15 protein-coding genes are annotated in these 15,250 nt (G+C 33.2%); 13 read left to right on the top strand and 2 right to left on the bottom strand.

Features of this window, described 5'->3' with window-relative positions:
* Nucleotides 1–18: 18 nt before the first annotated feature.
* The 7 genes from serC to K7G76_RS11350 all read left to right on the top strand — a co-directional run bounded on the left by serC (nucleotide 19) and on the right by K7G76_RS11350 (nucleotide 7,328).
* Nucleotides 19–1,080 carry a 3-phosphoserine/phosphohydroxythreonine transaminase gene (gene serC / locus K7G76_RS11380; RefSeq protein WP_223034346.1) on the top strand — a complete coding sequence of 354 codons (1,062 nt, stop codon included), beginning with the start codon at nucleotides 19–21 and terminating at the stop codon, nucleotides 1,078–1,080.
* A 76-nt stretch (nucleotides 1,081–1,156) separates the two neighbouring features.
* Nucleotides 1,157–2,119 (top strand): D-2-hydroxyacid dehydrogenase, encoded by a 963-nt coding sequence (locus tag K7G76_RS11375; protein WP_223034345.1) that lies wholly within the window; start codon nucleotides 1,157–1,159, stop codon nucleotides 2,117–2,119.
* 53 nt (nucleotides 2,120–2,172) lie between these two features.
* The gene (locus K7G76_RS11370; protein WP_223034344.1) at nucleotides 2,173–2,808 is read left to right on the top strand and encodes a DUF937 domain-containing protein; all 636 of its coding nucleotides are present in this window, start codon (nucleotides 2,173–2,175) and stop codon (nucleotides 2,806–2,808) included.
* A 117-nt stretch (nucleotides 2,809–2,925) separates the two neighbouring features.
* Entirely contained in the window at nucleotides 2,926–3,357 is a 432-nt protein-coding gene (locus K7G76_RS11365; protein WP_223034343.1) for a DUF6146 family protein, read from the top strand.
* A gap of 47 nt (nucleotides 3,358–3,404) precedes the next feature.
* Entirely contained in the window at nucleotides 3,405–3,899 is a 495-nt protein-coding gene (locus K7G76_RS11360; protein WP_223034342.1) for a DUF6787 family protein, read from the top strand.
* Nucleotides 3,900–4,320: 421 nt separating this feature from the next.
* A complete protein-coding gene (locus tag K7G76_RS11355; RefSeq protein ID WP_223034341.1) occupies nucleotides 4,321–6,723 on the top strand; it encodes a TonB-dependent receptor in 2,403 nt (800 codons plus the stop codon).
* A gap of 20 nt (nucleotides 6,724–6,743) precedes the next feature.
* On the top strand, nucleotides 6,744–7,328 hold the full coding sequence (locus tag K7G76_RS11350) for a type 1 periplasmic binding fold superfamily protein (RefSeq protein WP_223034340.1): 585 nt from the start codon (nucleotides 6,744–6,746) through the stop codon (nucleotides 7,326–7,328).
* Between the two features lie 34 nt (nucleotides 7,329–7,362).
* Here the strand turns inward: K7G76_RS11350 and K7G76_RS11345 are convergent, their stop codons facing one another.
* Both K7G76_RS11345 and folE read right to left on the bottom strand, forming a co-directional pair.
* Complete coding sequence (locus tag K7G76_RS11345) at nucleotides 7,363–7,671, bottom strand: hypothetical protein (protein ID WP_223034339.1); 309 nt, start codon at nucleotides 7,669–7,671, stop codon at nucleotides 7,363–7,365.
* A 54-nt stretch (nucleotides 7,672–7,725) separates the two neighbouring features.
* Entirely contained in the window at nucleotides 7,726–8,322 is a 597-nt protein-coding gene (folE, locus tag K7G76_RS11340; protein ID WP_223034338.1) for a GTP cyclohydrolase I FolE, read from the bottom strand.
* A 218-nt stretch (nucleotides 8,323–8,540) separates the two neighbouring features.
* Here folE and K7G76_RS11335 point away from each other — a divergent pair, with 218 nt between their 5' ends.
* The 6 genes from K7G76_RS11335 to K7G76_RS11310 are packed head-to-tail and all read left to right on the top strand — an operon-like array spanning nucleotide 8,541 to nucleotide 15,230.
* Entirely contained in the window at nucleotides 8,541–10,979 is a 2,439-nt protein-coding gene (locus K7G76_RS11335; protein WP_223034337.1) for a DUF5916 domain-containing protein, read from the top strand.
* Between the two features lie 48 nt (nucleotides 10,980–11,027).
* Nucleotides 11,028–11,690 carry an ABC transporter ATP-binding protein gene (locus K7G76_RS11330; protein WP_223034336.1) on the top strand — a complete coding sequence of 221 codons (663 nt, stop codon included), beginning with the start codon at nucleotides 11,028–11,030 and terminating at the stop codon, nucleotides 11,688–11,690.
* 16 nt (nucleotides 11,691–11,706) lie between these two features.
* The gene (locus K7G76_RS11325; RefSeq protein ID WP_223034335.1) at nucleotides 11,707–13,407 is read left to right on the top strand and encodes an LIC_10190 family membrane protein; all 1,701 of its coding nucleotides are present in this window, start codon (nucleotides 11,707–11,709) and stop codon (nucleotides 13,405–13,407) included.
* Between the two features lie 54 nt (nucleotides 13,408–13,461).
* Nucleotides 13,462–14,028 carry a hypothetical protein gene (locus tag K7G76_RS11320; protein ID WP_223034334.1) on the top strand — a complete coding sequence of 189 codons (567 nt, stop codon included), beginning with the start codon at nucleotides 13,462–13,464 and terminating at the stop codon, nucleotides 14,026–14,028.
* A gap of 32 nt (nucleotides 14,029–14,060) precedes the next feature.
* Nucleotides 14,061–14,450, top strand: a complete 390-nt coding sequence (locus tag K7G76_RS11315; RefSeq protein ID WP_223034333.1) for a hypothetical protein — start codon at nucleotides 14,061–14,063, stop codon at nucleotides 14,448–14,450.
* 15 nt (nucleotides 14,451–14,465) lie between these two features.
* The gene (locus K7G76_RS11310; protein ID WP_223034332.1) at nucleotides 14,466–15,230 is read left to right on the top strand and encodes a TIGR02757 family protein; all 765 of its coding nucleotides are present in this window, start codon (nucleotides 14,466–14,468) and stop codon (nucleotides 15,228–15,230) included.
* Nucleotides 15,231–15,250 lie beyond the last annotated feature (20 nt).

The raw sequence follows: 15,250 nt of genomic DNA, 5'->3' as shown, positions 1-15,250 counted from the left end.
CTTATTAAAAAACTCACTATGAAAAGACACAATTTTAGTGCAGGACCATGCATTTTACCAAAGGAAGTTATGCTAAAAGCATCTGAAGCTATTTTAGATTTCGATAACGGTTTATCATTATTGGAAATATCGCACAGAAGCAAACCTTTTGTAGATGTCATGGAAAAGGCACGTGCTTTGGTTTTAGAATTGTTAGGTCTTGAAGGCAAAGGCTACAAAGCACTTTTCTTGCAGGGTGGTGCCAGTACACAATTTTTAATGGTTGCCCTTAACCTTTTGGAAAAGCGAGCAGGCTACTTAAATACAGGGACTTGGAGCGACAAAGCTATAAAAGAGGCCCGTATTTTTGATGATATTTACGAAGTCGCCTCATCTAAAGATGCGAACTATAATTACATTCCAAAGGGTTACGATATTCCTGAAGATTACGATTATTTTCACTGTACTTCCAACAATACCATTTTTGGAACACAAATGAAAGCGTTTCCAGAGTGTGATATACCTATGGTGTGTGATATGAGCAGTGATATTTTTTCACGTCAGTTAGACTTCACAAAATTTGATTTAATTTATGCAGGTGCACAAAAAAACATGGGTCCTGCAGGAACCACATTAGTAGTAGTACGTGAAGATATTTTAGGCAAAGTATCCCGTAAAATACCATCCATGATGGATTATAAGGTACATATCAGTAAAAGTAGCATGTTTAATACGCCTCCTGTTTTTGCAGTGTATACTTCTATGCTTAATTTAGAGTGGCTTAAAAATCTAGGCGGTATTGAAGCTATTGAAAAAGAAAACGAAAAGAAAGCGCAATTAATTTATTCTGAAATTGATTTAAACCCATTGTTCAAAGGGTTTTCAACAAAAGAAGATCGCTCAATTATGAATGCTACCTTTAACCTAACCAATGAGGACTTAAAGGAAACCTTTGAAACCATGTTAAAGGAAGAAGGCATTAATGGCCTAAATGGACATCGCAGTGTTGGTGGTTACCGCGCCTCAATGTACAATGCCCTGCCTTTAGATAGCGTTGGTGTTTTGGTTGATGTTATGAGTGAATTAGAACGTAAAGCATAGTGTTTCCACAACCTTGGAAAACTTTTAAATATTAAGTTTAATTAAAAATGAACTTCCACTTACGTGGGAAATAATTATGAAAGTATTAGCAAACGATGGTATTTCAAAAAGCGGAATTGAGGCGTTAGAAGCCGGTGGATTTGAAGTGCTAACAACAACAGTAGCCCAAGAGCAATTAGCTAACTATATTAACGACAACCAAATTGCAGTGCTTTTAGTACGCAGTGCTACTAAAGTTAGAAAAGATTTAATTGATAGTTGCCCATCTTTAAAAATCATTGGACGTGGTGGTGTTGGCATGGATAATATTGATGTAGATTACGCACGAGAAAAAGGCATTCATGTTATTAATACGCCTGCAGCATCTTCGCAATCTGTGGCGGAGTTGGTGTTTGCACACTTGTTTGGTGGTGCTCGTTTTTTACACGATTCCAATAGAAACATGCCGTTGGATGGTGACACCCAATTTAAGTCATTAAAGAAAAATTATGCCAATGGTACTGAATTACGTGGTAAAACTTTAGGTATTATTGGTTTTGGACGTATTGGTCGAGAAGTCGCCAAAATAGCTTTAGGTATTGGCATGAAAGTTATTGCTAGTGATAAGTTTGTTGGCAAAGCTGATATTAAGGTTGAGTTTTATAATGGGCAGTATATTAATGTCGAGATTGAAACCGAGCCCATGAAAGAAGTTTTGAAACATTCTGATTTTGTGACCTTGCATGTACCAGCACAAGACGATTATGTAATTGGGAAGAATCATTTTGAAATCATGAAAGATGGTGTTGGTATCATTAATGCTGCACGAGGTGGTGTAATTGATGAAGTAGCACTAATTGAAGCTTTAGAGTCTGGAAAAGTAGCCTTTGCTGGATTGGATACGTTTGAAGAAGAACCTAAACCAGCCATCAAAGTTTTAATGGATCGTCGTATTTCACTAACACCTCATATAGGTGCTGCAACCAACGAAGCTCAAGATAGAATTGGAACAGAATTGGCATCGCAAATTATTAGCTTATTAAAAGTTAAAGACAAGTAAACAATTCATTGATATTTAGTATCTTGAACATCTATTAATCAAATTAAGTACACATGTCTGGAATTTTAGATTTATTAAACAATGATATTGGAAAGAGCATAGTCAGTGGTGTTGCTGGACAAACTAACGAATCAGAGAATAAAACAAACGATGTTTTAACAATGGCTTTACCAGTTTTAATGGCAGCCATGAAGCGCAATGCTTCAACACCTCAAGGTGCTGAAGGCCTAATGGGAGCATTAAACAGCAAACACGATGGTAGTATTCTAGATAACCTAGACGGCTTATTTGGAGGCGGTGTTGATAGTAGTGTTTTAGATGATGGTAGTAAAATTTTGGGTCATGTTTTAGGTAACAAACAAGCCAACGTACAAAATGCTATTGGAGCAAAAGCAGGTGTAGATTCAAACTCGGTTGCTCAAATATTGAAAATAGCTGCTCCATTACTATTGGGTATGCTCGGGAAACAAACCCGCGAAAAACAAGTCAGTAGTCCTTCTGGATTAGAAAGTCTTTTAGGTGGTTTGTTAACTGGGAATTCGCAACAACAAGAACAAAGCTTTTTGGAATCCATTTTAGATGCTGATGGTGACGGCAGTGTTGTTGACGATGTTGCAGGAATGGTACTAGGCGGAAACAAAAAGAAAGGCGGCCTTGGAGGCTTATTAGGCGGACTATTCGGAAAATGATTTTTGATGAAATATTTTAATTAAAGCCAGACTTTTTCAAGTTTGGCTTTTTAATTTTAGGGCATTGGAGTTTTTACAAAACCGGTTATTATTTGTATTTTTAATAAAAATTGCAAAATGAAAAAGCTATTTCCCATCTTGATTATTGTTCTCCTATTTGCAAGCTGTAAAACAAAAAATACTGGTGTATCATCAAACACTCAAGTTAATAAACAAGAAACCCAGGACACTATTCGTATTGCCAATGATGAACTGGAATATGAAGTTATCATTATTGACTCTGGGTTTGATTCATGGATGCTACGTCGTGCCAGACCAAAATCATATTATACGCAGTCGTTTTTAGAAGCCAGAAATATTCAATATGTCACTGAATGGAATAGACGTGTGGTAACGTCTGGCTATAGTACGCGTTTATATGACATGCAAATAAATTATGCCCAAGGTGTTGATTATGGCTTTGACGTAAATTATACACTTTATCATTACTTTGTGTTTTTTGAAGAAAAATACAATCAAAAGTTAACGACCCATAATCCACGATTTTAGTTTATCATTCCTTTATTTTGAATTATCTTTGCACCCAAATTTAAACCATGAAGCAATTTAAAGAGCGTTGGGAAATACAAGAGAATTGGCAATTATTGTTCCCTTTTCTTGGTATAGTGGGCCTCCTTTATAGTTCGTTTAAATTGGCATACAAATTCACGTCAGATTACCATCTTGCCTTTACTGTTTTAGTAACACTGGCACTCTATTTTGTTTTTTTTAAAATAACATTGTTCCTGTTTAAAAAACTTGAAAACAAATGGGTTGTAGATTACAAATGGGAAATGATACGTATTTTTATTGTCTTTGCCATTACGGGAACATCTTCTCTTTTTGTTGGAAGACCGATAATTAAACTACTTGGTATAACTAAAGAAAACTTAAACCCTATTGTTTATTGGATATTATTCATTATTATTGGGCTAATTTTCTACCAAATTCTATTGGTGTTTTTCGGATGGTTATTTGGACAATTTCAGTTTTTCTGGACGTTTGAAAAAAAGATGCTACGTAGATTTGGTTTTAAGCGGTTTATAGATTAATGCACAACCTATTACAACATATAATTTTTAAATGCCTTACAATAAGTATTGTACTCACCTTATTGGCACCTTCTGTTGTTAAGTTAGGCCATGCCTTTGAAGACCATAAGCATGAAGTATGTGTTGATAGTTCTACCACTCACCTGCATACATTAGATTTAGAGTGTGAGTTCTATAAATTCAATATAAGTAATCCTTTACTAATTCCAGACTTTCAGTATAAAATTCCTTTCATGGATTTTTATTCTTCTATAGAAATTTTTGGGTTATATAACTTCATATATAATCATCAGCATTTATACTTTTCCTTAAGGGCACCTCCTCAAATATTAGTTTAATAAAGTTATGTGACGTTTTGTGAATAATATATCCACAAAAAAACGTACACTAAAATTAAATTTAAAAACTAATAAATTAAAACATGAAGCACTGCATTGCTACAATAGCTGTGTTTATTATAGGTTTTAGTGCAATTGGTCAAACCTGTAAACTGAATTTATCTGGCAAAGTACAAGATTTTCATAATGGTGAACCAATAGTTAATGCTACCATATACAATAAGACAACAGATTCGTATACAACATCTGATTTAGAAGGTAATTTTAATATCAACGATCTATGTAAAGGTGTTTATCAACTTTCTATTTCGCATATTTCATGTGAAACAAAGGTTGTTGAGATAGACTTACAGGATGATTCATATAAAGTTGTGTATTTGGAACATCATGTAGAAGAGTTGGAAACTGTAAATGTAGAAGGTGCATCAGTATCTAAAGAAACAGATACTGGCCAAGAAACTATTATTAGAAAGGACTACATTGATAATAACAGTTCGGCTAGTCTTGGTGATGTTATTAAGCAAGTATCTGGTGTTAGCTCAATAAACACAGGTAACGAAATTGTTAAACCTGTGATTAACGGATTACATAGTAGTAGAATTGTCATTCTAAACAATGGAGTAAGGCTTGAAAACCAAGAATGGGGAATTGAGCATGCACCCAATATTGATATTAATTCGGCAAATTCTATTTCAGTAATCAAAGGATCTAGTGCGCTGGCCTATAGTAGTGATGCCATAGGTGGCACTATTATATTAGAACCCAAGAACATAGCCATTATTGACACCCTTTTTGGCAAAACAATTATGGGATATCAAAGTAACGGTAGAGGTTTTAATGTTAATAGTTCGTTGGCCAAAAACTTTGATTCGGGTTGGTATTTAAACGGAAATTTAGGATATAAACAGAATGGTGATTTAAAGGCTCCTGATTATTATTTGAATAATACAGGCGCCAAAAATTTATCGGGTAGTTTCCAAAGTGGCTATAAAAGTTTTGAAAAAGGCTTTGAAGTCTATTTAAGTTATATAGATAGTGAACTAGGTATATTAAGCAGTTCTCATATTGGGAATACAGCCGACTTGGTAAATGCCATAAATAGTGATGAACCTTTAATTAATGAGCCATTCAGTTATACTATAAATGCGCCAAAACAAGACGTTAGTCATTTACTAGCTAAAGCTAAAGGCTATATGCGTTTTAAATCATTTGGTAAGGTAACTTTCCAATATGATTACCAAAACAACCATAGGTATGAATTTGATAAACGTGTTGGTAATGACAGAGATAAAGCTGCTGTTGATTTAAGACTGCAAACACACAGTATCAAAGGTGATGCAAAAGTTGACAAACTAGGCAGATACTTAATAAACTTCGGGGTGTCTGGTCGTTTTCAAGATAATTTTGCCAATCCAGATACTGGTGTTAAACGTCTTATTCCAGATTATACCAAATACGATTTAGGAGCCTATTTTATTTTAAAGGCAAATATTTCTGAACGTTTAATTGGTGATTTTGGAGTGCGTTACGATTTAAACCATATAGATGCGTATAAATACTACTATAAAAGCAGATGGGAAGAACGTGGTTATGATGACGACTTTTCAGATATTATTATAGATGAGGTTGGGATTCAATATTTAACCAATCCTGTTTTTACATTTAATAATTTTGCCATTTCAACAGGTTTACTTTTTGATATTAACGAAAACCATGAAATTAAATTTAATTATAGCCTGTCTTCAAGACCTCCAAACCCATCTGAATTATTCAGTGATGGCTTACACCACTCTGCTGCAAGAATAGAACTTGGTGATTTAAGATTAGGTAAGGAGACTTCTAACAGATTTGGTTTGAGCTATCTTTTTAACAGCAACAAATTCAACATAACTTTAGATTCTTACTTCAATAGGGTTAATGATTTTATTTTTTTAAAACCTATTGGAACAGAAGAAACCAACAGAGGTGCCTTCCCTGTATGGGAATACACTAAAACAGATGCCAATCTCATTGGATTGGATGCTAACATAGATTATTATCTCAATAAAGCTATTTCATTTAACGTTAAAACATCTTACATCCATGGGCAAAATCTTGATGAAGATTTACCACTAATAGATATGCCTTCATTTAGGTTAGACACCGCAGTGTTTTACAGTAAGAAGGAGTGGAACACATTTAATGCAAGCTTAAATTATGTTTTTGTTGCGGAGCAAAATAGGTATCCCGATTATAATTTCGAAACCTATATTCCCACTACAGACTCGTATGAATTAGTCGATATAAGCACACCTCCTCCTGCTTACAACCTATTTAATTTTCAGGCAGACATGACGTTTGATGTATTTAAGAAAAGTAAACTTAATGTTTTAGCACGAGTGGATAATATTTTTAATACATCGTATAGAGAGTATTTAAACAGGTTAAGGTATTTTGCTGATGATACCGGAAGGAATATAACTATACAATTACAACTTAATTATTAAATAAAAAACAAAAAGAAATTATGAAATCATTTTTAAAATTATTGACATTATTATTAATCACAAATCTTATTGTATCGTGTTCAAACGATGATGACAATACACCACCACCTCCTGTAAATGAAGAAGAAGTTATTACAACTATGACCATAACTTTTATGCCTCAAGGCGGTGGAACAGACGTTGTTTTAAAAACACAAGATTTAGATGGTGATGGACCAAATCCACCAGTAGTGACCATTTCTGGACCTTTTGCAAGTAATACTACATACACAGGTTCAGTTGAGTTTTTAAATGAATTGGAAGATCCTGCTGAAGACATTACTGAAGAAGTACAGGCAGAAGGTTTAGAACACCAAGTATTTTTTACGGTAACAAATAGCTTGGGTACTGTAACTTATAATGATATGGATGCAGATGGAAACCCAATTGGTTTAGATATTACATTTCAAACCATAGACACTGGATCTGCAGTTGATGGTGACATAACTGTAACCTTGAGACATGAGCCTAACAAAGATGCAGCAGGTGTTAGTGATGGTGATATTACCAACGCAGGTGGTGAAACAGATATAGAAGAAACGTTTACACCTGTTACAGTAGAGTAATTAAATAAAAGTAAGTCAATAAAAAAAGGACGACCTATTGCGGGTCGTCTTTTTTTTCAACTAAATCTTCAGAATCGGTTTCTTTTCGTGTGAAAACAAATGTGTATAACCACATAAGTGAAAACGATGGGATAAAATCAACGAACGGTAAAGCCTCTTCTACAAAAGAAATCACACCAGCCACTTTACCAGGTGTACCCTCATACATCTTTATCATAAGATAGGCCGATAACGGTGCCCAAACAATATCAAAAGGTGGAAAAATAATGGAAACATAACCTAACAAATCAAATACAATCCCAAAAATGAGCTTTTTTGATTTTGAACTATTTTGTAATGACATATAAAACTATTATAAACTATTCATTAACAAACAAATAACGTTCCAAAATATTGATTATGACAATTTCTCACTAATTAATTTTAAAAACTCATTTCGGGTCTCAATTTTTTCAAACTGACCACGAAAACCAGATGTAGTGGTTACCGAATTCTGTTTTTGAACACCACGCATCATCATGCACATATGCGATGCTTCAATTACTACAGCAACGCCCTGTGGTTTAAGAGTGTCGTTTATGCAATCCAATATTTGTTCGGTTAATCGCTCTTGAACTTGTAAGCGTCTTGCAAAAACATCAACAATTCGTGGAATTTTACTTAAACCAACAATATGCCCATTTGGAATGTAAGCAATATGTGCTTTGCCAAAAAAAGGCAAAATATGATGCTCACACAATGAATACAATTCAATATCCTTTACAATTACCATTTCGTTATACGATTCTTTAAACATAGCACTTTTAAGAATTGCTGCAGCATCTTGATTATACCCTTGAGTCAAAAATTGCATAGCCTTTGAAGCCCGTTCAGGGGTTTTTTGCAGACCATCCCTATTTGTGTCTTCACCTAAATCTTCAATAATTTTTTTATAACGCGCTTTCACATCATCGGTAACTTGAATATTGTATTCTTCAAAATTTCTATATGGCATAGTTGAAAATAATTAATTATAAATGTAGTGAAAAACAATTATGTCTTAAATTTTAATATAACCTTACCAAAAGATTAACATAATACATATGTATTTAACTTTTAGTTATGAATTTCAGAACGGGAAGCCTATTAGATTTGCTTTGTATACTGTAACAATCTGTTTTTTTGATTGTCTTTATATAACATCAATCAAAAATTAGGATCAACCAAACTTAAATGAACCGTTACTTATTTATTGTATTATTCTTGCTGTCTACGTTATCAACAATAGCTCAAGAAAAGAAAGTCTTAAATATCTCCAAGACTTCTACGCCACCAAAAATAGATGGTATTTTAGACGATGCCGTTTGGAATAACACTCAAGAAGCCGCTACAGATTTTGTTCAGTTTAGACCAGAAATGGGCATAAAAGAAACTCCAGAAACACGCACGGTAGTAAAAATAACTTATGATGATGACGCCATTTATGTTGGCGCCTATTTATATGATGATCCTTCAAAAATAATGCGACAGTTTACTAGTCGTGACAATTTTGGTCAATCTGATTTTTTTGGTTTTATCTTAAACCCAAACAATGATGGCCAAAACAACACCGAGTTTTTTGTTTTTAGTTCGGGTACTCAAGCTGATGCGTTAGAATCCCCAAGTATTGGTGAGGATTTTGGTTGGAATGCCGTTTGGGACAGTGCAGTGAAAATAGTGGATGATGGCTGGATAGTAGAAATGAAATTACCCTATAGAACACTCCGTTTTTCCAATCAGGAAGTACAAACTTGGGGCATGCAAATCCATAGGCATTTTAGACGTGATCGTTCGCAATATACTTGGAGTCCTGTTGATGTGTCCAAAGGTAATATTGGTATATACAATGGTGAAATAAAAGGTATTGAGAATATAGACCCTCCTACTCGTCTAACATTTTACCCATTTGTTTCAGGAATTGTAAATTCTTATGATGGTGAAACCGAAACCGAGTTCAATGCAGGTATGGATGTAAAGTATGGCATAACAGAAAATTTCACATTAGATGCTACCTTAATACCAGATTTTAGTCAAGCTGGCTTTGATAATGTCGTATTGAATTTAGGCCCTTTTGAGCAAACGTTCTCTGAACAACGGCAATTTTTTACAGAGGGAGTTGATTTGTTCACAAAAGGCGGTTTGTTTTTTTCCAGACGTGTTGGTAGTGGGCCAACAGGAGATGGAGATATTACAAGCGAAGAAGAGTTTGTGGAATACCCTAAATCTGTTAAAGTACTAAATGCCATAAAGGTATCGGGTAGAACAAAAAACGGATTTGGTGCAGGTATTTTTAATGCAATAACAGAGAAAACAAGCGCAAATATTAGAAATGTTAATACTGGCACTGTACGAAGTGCTGTAGTAGAACCCTTTACAAACTATAATATTCTTGTGGTAGACCAACAGTTCAATCAAAATTCATCTGTAGGAATAATTAACACCAACGTAACACGGAACGGTCATTTTAGAGATGCTAATGTTACTGGAATTCTAGCCGATTTAACAACAAAAAAGAATACTTACAATCTTGGTATCGAAGCTAAAATGAGTAATGTCAATAAAGAAACCGGCACTGAAACAGGATACAGTTATGAGGTAGAGTTTAGTAAGGTTTATGGTAATTTGCAGTTTTGGGTTGGTCATGAATATGCTGATGATATTTACGACATTAATGATTTAGGGTTGCAGTTTAGAAACAATTTCAGCAATTATGGTGCTAATATTACCTACAGAACGTTTGAGCCTAAAGGTAAGTTTAATAATTATAACATTCAAGCTTGGTACGAGCATAGACGATTAGCTACTCCTAATACTTACACTGGTAGCAACTTTGGTGTTAGTGCCTGGGGAAACTTAAAATCACTACATAGTTTTGGTGGTAACTTAAATTTTCAACCAGGAAAACAGTACGACTATTTTGAACCACGAGTAGAAGGTCGTTATTTTATTTATGAAAACAGGCTAAATGGAAACTTTTGGATTTCTTCAAATTACAATAAAAAATTTGCTTTAGATGCTAATATTGGTGGAGCTGTATTTTTTGAAGACAACAGAGAAACTACAAATCTATGGTATAGTATAAGTCCAAGAGTGCGATTTAATGATAAAATGTTAATTGTGTATTCGTTTAGCGTAGATGATAACAAAAAAGACAGGGGTTACGCCAATATGTTGGGTGACGAGATAGTTTTTGGTCAGCGAGATCGCTATACCATGGTAAATAGTTTATCTGGCAGTTACAGCTTTAACCCGTTTCATACTGTAGGGTTAACCTTTAGGAATTATTGGAGTACAGTTGATTATGATGATAACATTTATCTGCTTCAAGAAAATGGCCATTTACAAGAAACACAAACCAGTTTTGAAGATGCTGGGTTATCTAATCCCAATATTAACTTTAGTACTTGGAATTTAGACTTAAGTTATTCATGGCAATTTGCTCCCGGTAGTTTTATTACGGCTTTATATAGAAATCAATTATTCAATAGTAACAGTGAGTCGCAGGCGAGTTATATTGATAGTTTAGACAGATTATTTGAACAGCCTATTTCCAATACATTTTCATTGAAAATTCAATACTTTATTGACTATAACAATGTTAAAAAAATCTTCCGTAAGAAAACAGATGCCTAATTGTACAGCAGCTTTTATTGTATTACCTTGCTACAGCAATAACTCAAGATGATAACAGCTAAAGATATTCATAAGTACTACGGCAATTTACATGTTTTAAAAGGTGTAGATTTAGATATTAAACATGGTGAAATAGTTTCAATTGTTGGCGCCTCTGGTGCAGGTAAAACAACTTTACTTCAAATATTAGGCACACTGGACAAGCCTGAAATTACTTCAGATACAGAATTCCAATTAAACAATACCAACATTAATGTGCTTAACGAAAAAGCACTAGCGAAGTTCCGTAATGAGCAAATAGGTTTTATCTTTCAGTTTCATCAGCTATTACCAGAATTTACTGCACTTGAAAACGTTTGCATACCTGCTTTTATAAAAAAGACTAACAAACAGGATGCTGAAAAACGTGCTAAAGAATTATTAGACTTTCTTGGATTATCGCATCGTTACGACCATAAACCAAATGAATTATCTGGAGGCGAACAACAACGTGTTGCTGTAGCGAGAGCTCTAATAAATAATCCGAAAATTATTTTTGCCGATGAGCCATCTGGTAATCTAGATGCAGAATCTGCTGAAAACCTTCACAAACTATTCTTTCAACTACGTGATGAATTCGGGCAAACATTTGTTATTGTTACCCACAATGAAGAATTGGCCAATATGGCTGACAGAAAATTAACCATGGTTGATGGTAAGATTATAAATTAAATAGTACATTTAGTACATGCTATTTATTCTACTATCATGGATATATATTCTAACCATTTCAAGTGTAATTGGCATAAGTTTTAATCGCCTATTCAAGATTAACAAACAACACCCTAGCGTAACAATTTTCTTGGGTTTTTTTAGCATTACCCTTCTGGCAGCTTTTTATGCAATTTGGTTTCCTATTAATGTATATTTTCAAATTATAGTAATATTTTTAACCATTATTTCGTTTTTCGTAAATAAATCATTAACAATCAGTTACGCTTTATTACTTAAACAAAAAATAAAAAATATAAATGTTTTCAACAAAATACTTCTTGCTTGTGTATCTATTCTAATTTTAGCGCAATGCGCTTCACCTCCCTTTGTAATTGATAATGAATCATACTACATTCAAACCATAAAATGGCTTAATGAATATGGCTATGTAAAGGGACTAGTAAATTTACATTTATTTTTAGGACAAACATCTGGCTGGCATATACTACAAAGTGCTTTTAATTTTAGTTTTTTATATGACAGATTTAACGATATAAGTGGTCTAGCCTTGCTTTTAGGAAATTTTTACGCTATTAATCAATTAAACCTTTACACAGAGAAAACAGATAGATCAAAAGTTAATTTAGCTATAGGTTTATTTCCTGCTTTCAATATATTTTTATTTCAATTTATTAGTACACCTTCACCAGATATAGCCATTTATGTATTAGCGCTTATAGTGTTTCACCAATTCATTTTGTGTTTTAATGAATATAATCGCTCTACATTTATGATTATTTTGTCTCTAGTGTTGTTTATGATTTTCATTAAACTTACTGCGTTACCGTTTTGTTTGCTACCTATAATACTTTTTAAACGGTATTATGTATTCACCAGAGGTATAAGACTTCAAACTTTAGGCCTAACAACATTAACTATACTTTTAATACTTGTGAAGAATATAATTATAACCGGAAATCCGTTATTCCCTATAAAGAGTCTCGATATATTTCAAGCGTCTTGGAACCTTCCAGAAAACATACAATCCTATTTTTCATTATATGGTAAAGCTAGCACTTATAATATGTTGCCAGAAAATTTTGAACATGCCTCCTGGGTAAGTCGTTTAAAACACTGGTTGCTGGCTTCTGGTTTGCATGGTGTATTTAACAAAGCCATAGTTGCTATTTTAGTTCTTGCTCCTTTTGTTTTAATGAGGTTTTATAATAAAAAAGTGTATTGGCTTATTTATAGTCTTACAGTATTTAGCATGTTATTATTGTTGACCACTTCACCTCAATACCGTTTCTTTTTTCCTTTTATCATGCTGTTTGGCTTATTAGTATTAGCCCTCCTTGTTTTTCATAAAAATACTATTCGTGTGATATTAGTTCTTTGCACCTTATTAGCAGCAGTACCAATCTTATTCGCTATTAACAATCAACAAGTTACAAACAACAAATATCATATTGTCAACAGTCAATTTTCGACTGATTATTTAGTTCAACCATTTGGATTAAGTAAATATCCTTCGGGTTATGAGGTTATAGAAGAAGGTAACTTAAAATTCAATTCACCAACGCAAATGGATTTCTTTTGGGGAACTGGCAATATTCCATTACCAGCACTTAATAAAGAACAACTCAACTATTTTAAAACTCATTTTAAAGTCGTTCCTCAAAAACACTTTAACAGCCTAGACGATGGATTTTATTCTAAAGCATTAAAAAAATAATCATCTCTTTACGCAACCTTTTTATGTTTTTGCATCTAACTAGAAAACCCAATTATGATAAAAAAGACTTTCAAGGCTTTTATCTTTTTTGCCGTATTGCAGGTACTCATCTTTTCATGCTGCAGTAATACTTACAATGTATATTATGAATCTGTTAATTTTTATGCATATGATCGTATTGATTTAGACGCATCATCAGTAGCTGTAGAAGATTTAGAGTTAAGTCTAAATTTTTTGTTTGATTATATTCAAATTTCCCAACTGGAAGAAATTAAGCAACTTTCAAATTCTGCTTACGCTACGAGCTGTGACGACGAATACTTTTATAGAGATACAGTTCTAAATGTTAACATCTCATCTAACGAGGAAATTTTCAATGTCGATCCTGGTGAATCTTTAAATGAATTCATATTGTTTATTAATCCAAATACTTTAGAACAGGAACCTTTAGAAGAGATGATAGTTTTTATAAATAACAATAAAGGGTATTCTACATCTCCTTTAACAATGGTTTTTAATGAAACGTTGCAAAGTGATATTACATTAAACTTCACTATAAATATTGAATTGGATAGAAACAGAAGTTTGGAAAGCACTACAGATTTGATTACTATTGAGTAATTAAATTCGAATGCCATTTACAAACTTAAAATATGAAAGAAACTGTTTTTAATAGTCAATTATATAAAATTTTCGTAATTCTTTTACTGTCCTTACTAGTACTATGGAATATTTATACTTTTTTAGTTTCAGATTCAACGCCATCTATTTTAAGAGCTGTTTTTCAGTTTTTAATCCTAATGCTAATATTCACTAAAAGTCAGTATGCAAAACTTGGCATTAAAATTTTTGCTGCATTACTTATTATTTCTTCATCTATAACATTCATTGGCGGCTTAATAAAAATTTATTTTGACCAAGATCTTATGAGTATCATATTGACATTAATTGTGCCATTAATTTTATTAATTCTAGGTATTGTAATTTATCATTATTGCGTTACTACAGTTACTGTAAAAATGGTCCAAAAAAAGACACCATAAGCCTTATGTATAGTTATGAGAAATTCTGAATTAAAAGACTTTTTAGACTCCAAAGTCTTTCAATACAACAATCCCAAGTTTATAGAATCTGATCCTATTCAAATTCCTCATCAATTCTCTAATAAAGAAGATATTGAGATTTCTGGTTTTCTTACAGCTACTATTGCATGGGGAAACCGTAAGAGTATTATCAATAACTCCAGAAAGATGATGGATTTGCTGGACAATGCTCCTTATGACTTTGTTATAAACCATCAAGAAACCGACTTGAAAAAACTAGAAAACTTTGTACACCGTACCTTTAATGGTATTGACCTTATAACCTTTATATCAGGTTTGAAACATGTTTATAAAAACCATAAAGGTCTAGAGTCTGTTTTTGAAAAGTATGCTGAAAAAACCAGTCTTCAAAATGCTATTCACGAATATAAAAAGGTGTTCTTTGAAATAGAGCACCTGCCCAGAACCCAAAAACATATTTCAGACCCCTTAAAAAATTCTGCAGCCAAACGCATCAATATGTTTTTGCGATGGATGGTAAGACCCAATACCACAGGTGTTGACTTTGGTATATGGAAAAATATTAAACCATCTCAACTCTCCTGCCCTTTAGATATTCATTCTGGGAATGTGGCAAGAAAACTAGGTTTACTAAATCGGAAACAAAATGATGCCAAAGCCCTACAAGAACTAGACAATAGTTTAAGAGCTATGGATTCAAATGATCCTGTAAAATATGATTTTGCGCTTTTTGGACTAGGCGTTTTTGAAAAATTCTAGAATTAGTATATTTGCCAAAA

Origin of the sequence: Hanstruepera marina (assembly GCF_019880635.1) — a bacterium.
Taxonomy (GTDB): domain Bacteria; phylum Bacteroidota; class Bacteroidia; order Flavobacteriales; family Flavobacteriaceae; genus Hanstruepera; species Hanstruepera marina.
This window is presented reverse-complemented; position numbering and strand designations above follow the sequence as displayed.

What these genes read in the sequence shown, in the direction of transcription:
- serC (WP_223034346.1), top strand. Translation starts at nt 19, where the DNA reads ATGAAAAGACACAATTTTAGTGCAGGACCATGCATTTTACCAAAGGAA.
- K7G76_RS11375 (WP_223034345.1), top strand. Translation starts at nt 1,157, where the DNA reads ATGAAAGTATTAGCAAACGATGGTATTTCAAAAAGCGGAATTGAGGCG.
- K7G76_RS11370 (WP_223034344.1), top strand. Translation starts at nt 2,173, where the DNA reads ATGTCTGGAATTTTAGATTTATTAAACAATGATATTGGAAAGAGCATA.
- K7G76_RS11365 (WP_223034343.1), top strand. Translation starts at nt 2,926, where the DNA reads ATGAAAAAGCTATTTCCCATCTTGATTATTGTTCTCCTATTTGCAAGC.
- K7G76_RS11360 (WP_223034342.1), top strand. Translation starts at nt 3,405, where the DNA reads ATGAAGCAATTTAAAGAGCGTTGGGAAATACAAGAGAATTGGCAATTA.
- K7G76_RS11355 (WP_223034341.1), top strand. Translation starts at nt 4,321, where the DNA reads ATGAAGCACTGCATTGCTACAATAGCTGTGTTTATTATAGGTTTTAGT.
- K7G76_RS11350 (WP_223034340.1), top strand. Translation starts at nt 6,744, where the DNA reads ATGAAATCATTTTTAAAATTATTGACATTATTATTAATCACAAATCTT.
- K7G76_RS11345 (WP_223034339.1), bottom strand. Translation starts at nt 7,671, where the DNA reads ATGTCATTACAAAATAGTTCAAAATCAAAAAAGCTCATTTTTGGGATT.
- folE (WP_223034338.1), bottom strand. Translation starts at nt 8,322, where the DNA reads ATGCCATATAGAAATTTTGAAGAATACAATATTCAAGTTACCGATGAT.
- K7G76_RS11335 (WP_223034337.1), top strand. Translation starts at nt 8,541, where the DNA reads ATGAACCGTTACTTATTTATTGTATTATTCTTGCTGTCTACGTTATCA.
- K7G76_RS11330 (WP_223034336.1), top strand. Translation starts at nt 11,028, where the DNA reads ATGATAACAGCTAAAGATATTCATAAGTACTACGGCAATTTACATGTT.
- K7G76_RS11325 (WP_223034335.1), top strand. Translation starts at nt 11,707, where the DNA reads ATGCTATTTATTCTACTATCATGGATATATATTCTAACCATTTCAAGT.
- K7G76_RS11320 (WP_223034334.1), top strand. Translation starts at nt 13,462, where the DNA reads ATGATAAAAAAGACTTTCAAGGCTTTTATCTTTTTTGCCGTATTGCAG.
- K7G76_RS11315 (WP_223034333.1), top strand. Translation starts at nt 14,061, where the DNA reads ATGAAAGAAACTGTTTTTAATAGTCAATTATATAAAATTTTCGTAATT.
- K7G76_RS11310 (WP_223034332.1), top strand. Translation starts at nt 14,466, where the DNA reads ATGAGAAATTCTGAATTAAAAGACTTTTTAGACTCCAAAGTCTTTCAA.